General features: G+C 58.4%; 6 protein-coding genes. 4 read left to right on the forward strand and 2 right to left on the reverse strand.

Translation table 11 applies throughout. From position 1 onward, the window contains the following. Window positions 1-312: 312 nt before the first annotated feature. The 4 genes from H598_RS0119235 (at window position 313) to H598_RS0119250 (ending at window position 6,607) form a co-directional block, all read left to right on the forward strand. Window positions 313-2,097 (forward strand): assimilatory sulfite reductase (NADPH) flavoprotein subunit, encoded by a 1,785-nt coding sequence (locus H598_RS0119235; RefSeq protein WP_028114453.1) that lies wholly within the window; start codon window positions 313-315, stop codon window positions 2,095-2,097. Beyond that, a complete protein-coding gene (cysI, locus tag H598_RS0119240; RefSeq protein ID WP_028114454.1) occupies window positions 2,097-3,809 on the forward strand; it encodes an assimilatory sulfite reductase (NADPH) hemoprotein subunit in 1,713 nt (570 codons plus the stop codon). Before H598_RS0119235 ends, cysI begins: the two co-directional genes overlap by 1 nt. Then, window positions 3,802-4,542, forward strand: a complete 741-nt coding sequence (locus H598_RS0119245) for a phosphoadenylyl-sulfate reductase (RefSeq protein WP_028114455.1) — start codon at window positions 3,802-3,804, stop codon at window positions 4,540-4,542. The genes cysI and H598_RS0119245 overlap by 8 nt, the downstream gene beginning before the upstream one ends. 205 nt (window positions 4,543-4,747) lie before the next feature. Next, window positions 4,748-6,607 carry a methyl-accepting chemotaxis protein gene (locus tag H598_RS0119250; RefSeq protein WP_028114456.1) on the forward strand — a complete coding sequence of 620 codons (1,860 nt, stop codon included), beginning with the start codon at window positions 4,748-4,750 and terminating at the stop codon, window positions 6,605-6,607. 36 nt (window positions 6,608-6,643) lie between these two features. Here H598_RS0119250 and H598_RS0119255 read toward each other — a convergent pair whose 3' ends face one another. Both H598_RS0119255 and H598_RS0119260 read right to left on the reverse strand, forming a co-directional pair. After that, window positions 6,644-7,192: a hypothetical protein gene (locus tag H598_RS0119255; protein WP_028114457.1), complete on the reverse strand. Its 549-nt coding sequence runs from the start codon at window positions 7,190-7,192 to the stop codon at window positions 6,644-6,646. A 140-nt stretch (window positions 7,193-7,332) separates the two neighbouring features. Continuing rightward, window positions 7,333-7,842 (reverse strand): GNAT family N-acetyltransferase, encoded by a 510-nt coding sequence (locus tag H598_RS0119260; protein WP_028114458.1) that lies wholly within the window; start codon window positions 7,840-7,842, stop codon window positions 7,333-7,335. Window positions 7,843-8,055 lie beyond the last annotated feature (213 nt).

The raw sequence follows: 8,055 nt of genomic DNA on the forward strand, positions 1-8,055 counted from the left end.
TCGCCACAATCGTCTTATTGAATGGAAGTCGTCTGGTTATCACGCTGTCGAGGTGACAGCTTGCTGGCATTCTGTGCTGAGGCGGGGGTCATGCCGCCCTGACAGAATGTGATTCAGGCTTCCATTCCATTAGTCACATTTTTAGCAACTATTTTACTCTATCTACATTTAATGCATTTTTTGTGAAATGTGAACAGTTTTTCGCCGCTATCGTTATATTCTTATATGGAATAAAAAGAATTTTTTTATTCTTTTTTATATATTCCACTGAGCCTACTCTGTGTCAATCCCATAATCAGAAGAGCGCAGAGCATGCAGTTACAGCAGTTACAACAGGGGGCCGGCGGCCTGAGCCAGGAGCAATTAACACAGTTGCAGCAGCTGGCTTCTGGCCTGTCACCGGTGCAGTTGGCCTGGGTCAGCGGCTACCTGGCGGCCTTTGCCAATCAGGGGGCCGCGGGGCAGTCGCCTGCCGAAGACCAGCCACCGTCGTCGTCTCTAACCATCCTTTACGGCAGCCAGACCGGTAACAGTCGCTCACTGGCCTCGGCCTTGGCGCAGCAGGCCCAGTCTCAGGGGCGAGTGGTGAAGTTGGTGTCGATGGCGGATTACAAGCCCCGGCAACTGAAGGAGGAGCAGCAACTGTTGGTGCTGGTCAGTACTCATGGCGAAGGCGATCCACCGGACGATGCCATGGCGCTGCACAAGTTTCTGCACTCTGCTCGAGCCCCTAAGTTGCCGCAGTTGAGCTACAGCGTACTGGCGTTGGGGGATTCCAGCTACGACAACTTCTGCCAGACCGGGCTGGAGTTCGATCAGCGCCTGCATCAACTGGGTGCTCGGCGGCTGCTGGAGCGGGCCGATTGTGATGTGGATTTTGAAGACACTGCGGCCCAGTGGCAGGCACAGGTGCTGGAGCGGTTGGCGACCGTGTCGCCGGCGACCGGCGCCGCCGTGGCTTCTGCCCCGCCGGCCCAAGCCAGTGGCTATAGCCGCAGTACTCCGTTTGAGTCGTCCCTGCTGCTCAGTCAGAAGATCACCGGCCGAGGTTCGGTCAAGGACACCCGTCATGTGGAGCTGAGCCTGGAGGGATCCGGCCTGAGCTACCAACCCGGTGATGCGCTGGGCGTATGGATGAGCAATGACCCCGAGCTGGTGGAAGCCTTACTGCGGCTACTGGCCCTGGAAGGCGAGCAGCAGGTTGAGGTGAAAGATCAGACGCTGTCGCTGCGCCAGGCGCTGACGGATCACTACGAGTTGACGCTACTGCATCCGGCCCTGGTCGGTGCCTGGGCCGAGTTCAGTGGCAGCGAGGCGCTGGCGGCGATCGTCGCCGATCGTGACCAACTGAAAACCTTCATTGGGCAGCATCAACTGATTGACCTGGCGCAGCGTTATCCAGCCAGCGTCGACGCCGAGGCCCTGTTGGCAACCCTGCGAAAACTGACGCCACGGTTGTATTCCATCGCTTCCAGCCAGGCGGAAGTCGATGAGGAGGTTCACCTGACGGTGGCGCTGGTGGAGGAGGAACGCGACGGCCATGTTCGCCAGGGCACGGTGTCTGGTGCCTTTGCTCATCGACTGCAGGAAGGCGATGGGGTGCGAGTGTATGTGGAGGCCAATGACAACTTCCGCCTGCCCTGTGATGACACCACGCCGGTGATCATGATTGGCCCCGGTACCGGGGTCGCCCCATTCAGGGCCTTCTTGCAGGAGCGTGACGCCCGTGGTGCTCAGGGGCAGAACTGGCTGTTTTTCGGCAACCCCACCTTTACCGAAGATTTCCTGTACCAACTGGAGTGGCAGGGTTACGTCAAGAGTGGCTTGTTGACCCACATCAGCCTGGCCTTCTCCCGCGATCAGCAGCAGAAGATCTACGTTCAGGACCGGATTCGGGAGCAGGGCGCAGAGCTGTACCAGTGGCTGCAGCGCGGTGCCCACCTGTACCTGTGCGGCGATGCCAACCACATGGCGGCGGACGTGGAGCAGGCACTGATTGACGTGGTGGCCCAACACGGGGGGTTCAGTATCGAAGCCGCCCAGGATTATTTGAGCGAATTGCGCAGCAGCAAACGCTATCAGAAGGATGTGTACTGATGACCGACATTAGCAAACTGCAGGTCAGCGGCAAGCTGGCGGATAACGAGCGCATTAAGGGCGACAGCGATCTGCTGCGAGGCACCATCGCCGAGGATCTGACCGATACCCTGACCGGTGGCTTTACGTCAGACAATTTTCAGTTGATTCGCTTCCATGGCATGTATCAGCAGGACGATCGGGACATTCGTCAGGAGCGCACCGAGCAGAAGCTGGAACCGCTGCACACGGTGATGCTCAGGGCGCGGATGCCCGGCGGGGTGATCACCCCGAAACAGTGGCTGGCCATCGATGAGTTTGCCGAGAGTCACACCGGCGCCGGCAGCATTCGTTTGACCACCCGCCAGACTTTCCAGTTTCACGGGGTGCTCAAGCGTGACATTAAATTGATGCACCAGACCCTGGATAAGATCGGCATTGACTCCATCGCCACCGCCGGCGACGTCAACCGCAATGTGCTCTGCACCTCCAACCCGGAGCAGTCGGAACTGCACAGCCAGGCTTACGAGTGGGCCAAGACGATCTCCGAGCACCTGTTGCCCAGGACGCGCGCCTACGCCGAGATCTGGCTCGATGGGGAGAAGGTGGAGACCACCGAGCGGGATGAGCCGATTCTGGGCAAGACCTACCTGCCCAGAAAGTTCAAAACCACCGTGGTGGTGCCGCCACAGAATGACGTGGATCTGCACGCCAACGACATGAACTTTGTCGCCATTGCCGATAACGGCCAGTTGGTGGGCTTCAACCTGTTGGTGGGGGGCGGCTTGGCCATGACCCACGGCGATGAGGCGACCTACCCCAGAAAAGCCGATGAGTTTGGTTATTTGCCGCTGGACAAGACTCTGGCCATCGCCGAAGCGGTGGTGACCACTCAGCGGGACCTGGGTAACCGGGTTAACCGCAAGAATGCCAAGACCAAATACACCCTGGATCGGGTCGGTTTGGAGGTGTTCAAGGCCGAAGTGGAGCGACGCGCCGGCTTCCAGTTTGAGCCCACTCGACCTTATGAACTGACCGGCCGTGGCGATGCCTTTGGCTGGACGGCTGGTATTGACGGCAAGCATAACCTGACCCTGTTTATCGAAAACGGTCGATTGCTGGATTACCCGGGTAAGCCGCTCAAATCTGGCATGGCGCGCATTGCCCGTCAGCACAAGGGCGAATTCCGCATGACCGCCAACCAGAATCTGGTGGTGGCTGGGGTGGCCAGCGAAGACAAGGCGGCCATTGAACAACTGGCACGCGAGCATGGCTTATTTGATGAGGGCGTCAGCAATCAGCGTAAAAGCTCCATGGCCTGTGTGTCTCTGCCGACCTGCCCGTTGGCCATGGCCGAAGCCGAGCGTTTCCTGCCGGATTTTGTCACTCGCATCGAAGGGGTACTGGCTGGCCATGGCATCGCCGATGACGCCATTATCTTTCGAGTAACCGGCTGCCCCAATGGTTGTGGTCGGGCGATGCTGGCCGAAGTGGGGTTGGTGGGCAAAGGGCCCGGTAAATACAACCTGCACCTGGGGGGCAACCTGGCGGGCACCCGAGTGCCAAAACTGTACAAAGAAAACCTGGATGAAGACGCCATCCTGGCGGAGCTGGACAGCCTCAGTGGCCGCTGGGCTCGTGAGCGCCTCGACGGAGAGGGGTTCGGTGACTTTGTGATTCGCATCGGGATTGTGCCCGAGGTGATTGTGTCGAGGACGGACTTCTATGCCTAGTCAAAGTTTGAATGCCCTGTTGCAGCGCTTGCCCAGTGAGGCGCAGCGTCATCAGCTCGAACAGGTCAATACTGAGCTGGCGTCGATGACGCCCGAGCAGCGGGTGGCCTGGGCGCTGCAGGAGCTGCCTGGGCAGCATGCGCTCTCTTCCAGCTTTGGTATTCAGGGGGCGGTGATGCTGCATCTGGTGACCTCGGTTAAGCCGGATACGCCGGTGATTCTCACCGACACCGGTTACCTGTTTCCTGAAACCTACCGCTTTATTGATGAGCTGACTGAACGACTGAAGCTGAATCTCAAGGTGTATCGCAGTCACTTGACGCCAGCCTGGCAGGAGGCTCGTTTTGGCCAGCTGTGGGAGCAAGGGCAGGAGGGGCTGGATACCTACAACCGCCTCAATAAAGTTGAGCCGATGCAACAGGCCCTGGAACAGTTGCAGGTGGGCACCTGGTTTGCCGGCCTGCGCCGCCAGCAGGCGCAATCCCGGGCCGAGCTGCCGTTTCTGGCCATTCGCTCCGGACGCTACAAGTTGCTGCCGATCCTGGAGTGGACCAATAAGGATGTGCACCAGTACCTGGAGCAGCATCAGTTGCCGTACCACCCGTTATGGCATCAGGGCTACGCGTCAGTGGGCGATGTCCACACCAGCCGGCCGATGGAGCTGGGCATGAGCGAAGAGGACAGCCGCTTCGCCGGTTTTCGCCGTGAATGCGGGCTTCATTATGATATTTAGTTAAAATAAACACTTAGAGCCAATGCCGCCTTGCCAAGCAGGGCGGCATTTTTTTGCTTGAATGAGCGACTGGGATTGATCTTTGTGAGTGGAATTGTGCTAGGGTTCGCTGGAAAATGAGGCACTTAGCAGGATGCTTAAGCGGTTAGACCGATTCAATGGACAGAGACGGGCCTCCGGATTCTCTCTCTTTCAGGCAGCATTGATGACCTTTAATCGTAAACTTCAACTTCTTATCGCCCTGGCGGTGTTTACCATGGCCATGGTGGGCTCCTTCCTGGGGCTGTCCCAATACCGTCAGGCCCAGGCCGATGCCGTCGATCAGACCCGTACCTTGTCACAGCGCAGTGCCACCGATCTGTTGTCCACCTGGATTGAGGATCACAGCGTCCTGCTGGAGGAGCTGGCGCGTCAGTCGGCGCAGGTCGTGCCCATCGAGGAACAGTTGCAGTTGATTAAGGCGTTTGGCTTCGATCTGGTTTACCTGGGTTACGCCGATAACGACCGCATTGTGTGGAGTGCCGACGGCCAGCCGCCGGCGATGCGGGTGAAGGAGCAGGTGTGGTTTCAGACCGCTCAGCGTGCCGGTGCCACGGTATTAACGGCGCCCTACCAGGATGCCGTTACCGGCAAGATGGTGGTTACCCTGACCACGCCGCTGCCGGGCAGCCGGGCCGGGGTGGTCAGTGGTGATCTGAGCCTGGCCACATTGAGCCAGGAGATTTTGCAATTGCTCCCCAAAGAGCAGGGGGAACTGTTGCTGGTGGATGGGCAACAGCGGGTGATTGCCGCCAATGATCGCAATGAGCTGATGCAGCCCCTTAACAGCGTGTTGCAGCAGCCTGGTGCCTTTTCCAGGTTGGCCTCTGGCGAGGTGATGACCATCGAACGTCACAGTAAGGCCACTCAAGTGTCGATGGTAGCGATTGCCGGTATGGACTGGCAGGTGTTGGTGGCGCTGGATCTGAGCAAACAGCAGGCGCAGATGAGCTCGGCATTGATGCGGCTTGGGGCCATTACCCTGGTCGGTCTGTTGCTGGCGGTGATGCTGGCGTCGTTCATGCTGAAGCGATTGTTGAAGCCGCTGCAGGATCTGGAGCTGGCCATGGACGATCTGACTCACGGGGATGGGGACCTGACCCGTCGTCTCGAGGTGGTTCGCCGGGACGAGTTTGGCCGGGTATCGGAAAAGCTCAATGCCTTTATGGCGCAACTGGCACAGATGATCGTTCAGGTTCGCGGCGTGGCTCAATCCATGGATGCTCAGTCACAGAGTAACCGTGACGTGGTGGTGCAACAGAGCGAGGCGATTGATCGCCAGCAGGGGAAAGTGGATCAGGTGGCCACCGCCGTCGAAGAGATGGCCATGACCGCCCATGAGGTCGCGAATCACGCCGCCAGTACTGCCGAGGCGGCTCAGCATGCCAGTCAGTCCTGCGATGGCGGGCAGGTGGTGCTGAGTGAGTCCAACGACACCATTCGCAGTTTGGCGGGGCAGGTGGAAGAGGCGGCGGTGATCATCACTCAGCTCGATGGCAATGCTCAGGAGATCAACAAGATTCTGGCAACCATCCAGACCATTGCCGAGCAGACTAATTTGCTGGCTTTGAATGCTGCCATTGAAGCGGCCCGTGCCGGTGACCAGGGCCGGGGTTTTGCGGTGGTGGCCGATGAGGTTCGGGTGTTGTCACAAAAGACCCAGGGCTCGGCCGAGGAGATACAACAGATGATCGAAACTCTGCAGGCCAATACTCACAGAGCGGTGAGCGCCATGAATCAGGGGCAGCAGATGGCCGAGATGAGTGTGGAAAAGACCACCGCGGTGACCGACAGTCTCTCCAGCATCACCTCAGCCATCGAGCAGATTTTGTCGATGTCTGAGCAGATTGCCGCTGCCGCCGAGGAGCAGCGGGCGGCCACCGCCGAAGTGAGTCAGAGTACCGCCGGCATTCGCGAAGACGCGCTGCTGCTGTCCGGCCAGTCAGAATCGGTGGCAACCACCGCCGCCAGCTTAAACGGTACGGCGGCCGAGCTGGGGGCGTTACTGGCGAAGTTCAAAGCCTGACGCCAGCCTGTTACCCCATCCGGCTTGCCTGGGGTTTTATGAGGATTCCGTGATTAGGTAGGTGACGCCCAGAACCTTTAAGGCGATGGGCAGCCCTACCAAGAACATCACCACATACCAGAGGGCTCGAATCATCTCCAGCACGGCTTTGGGGTCGACAATGTAGGTGCTGGCCAAAGCAAACACCGCCAGTGCTACCCAGCCGTAGATCAGGGTGATAATCACCAGTCGCAGCAGGGATTGCCACCACTGAGGGATGGCACTGATGACAAAGGACAACACCACCGCCAGAACTACGCCAGCGGCGATCATCCAGCCATTAGGAGTGTCAATTATCCACTCCAGCAGCACCAGTGGCAGCATCAAGATTTGAGTCAATAGCTCCGACTGTCCCAATTGACCAAAGGCCTGGGTGGTCTTGATGATCGCCCCCTCGATGCCATCCAGGTGGCGAAAACGCGTGTGGACAAACAGCGTGGCTAAAATGGCGAAGATCAGGCTCAGGCCGCCCAGCAGCCAGGCCAGTTGGGTCACCAGCTTGGTTAAGGGGTCAAACAGGTCACGGTTGTTTGGGTTAGTCGGCATTGTCGGTAGGCTTCTAAGGGCAAGTTAGTCCATATTCTATAAAAAATGAGACAGTTAAACAGTGGGTTATGCACTGTTTCTTCGCTGAACCCACTTAGTAAAGCTGCGCGAGTCGGGGAAGGATTTGCTGCCCTCCCCGATCAGAGGTTGAGTTCAAATCGCAGCAGGGTAAAGCCTTGATCTTCGAACTGGTCAATCTGCTTAAAGCCCGCGCGTTGCAGCAGCCGCGCCGAGGCCAGATTGACATCGACCACGTCGCCAACGATGCGCTTCAGTCCCAGCACGTCTCGGGCGTAAGGCAGTAAGGCAGCAACGGCTTCTTTGGCCAGGCCCTGTCCCCAGTATTGAGGCAGCATTCGATAGCCGATGTCGGTGGCCCCGATGTGAGTTTCATACTTCATGCCACAAAAGCCTATGACCCGGTTGTCGCCTTTGTGCACCAGAGCGTAGCGGCCATAGCCATAACGTTGGTATTCCGCTAACCAGACCTCTTCAATGATTCTTCGAGCGTCGTCGCGACTGCGGACCATGCCGGCATCGCCAGTATAGCGAGTCACCTCTTCATGGCTGGAAAAGGCGTATACGGCTTCCAGATCCGCCAGGGTAAAGTGGCGCATCCGCAGTCGCTCGGTGTCGATCAATACGGTCATGCCGATGTCCTGGAGAAGTTGCAGGCAGACATCATGGGATATTGGTGTTGGTTGCGCAAGCGCTGAGCGGCGAGGGCAATGGGATCTCCCGCCCAGGCCTCTGACCCGCACAACAGCGTTGTGCGTTAGAAACGAAAAAGCCCCGGTCATGCGACCAGGGCTGGTTCTGAAAGTGGTCGGTGATAGAGGATTTGGGCCTCCGGCCCCCTCTGA

This window comes from Ferrimonas kyonanensis DSM 18153, from assembly GCF_000425405.1.
Classification (GTDB): domain Bacteria; phylum Pseudomonadota; class Gammaproteobacteria; order Enterobacterales; family Shewanellaceae; genus Ferrimonas; species Ferrimonas kyonanensis.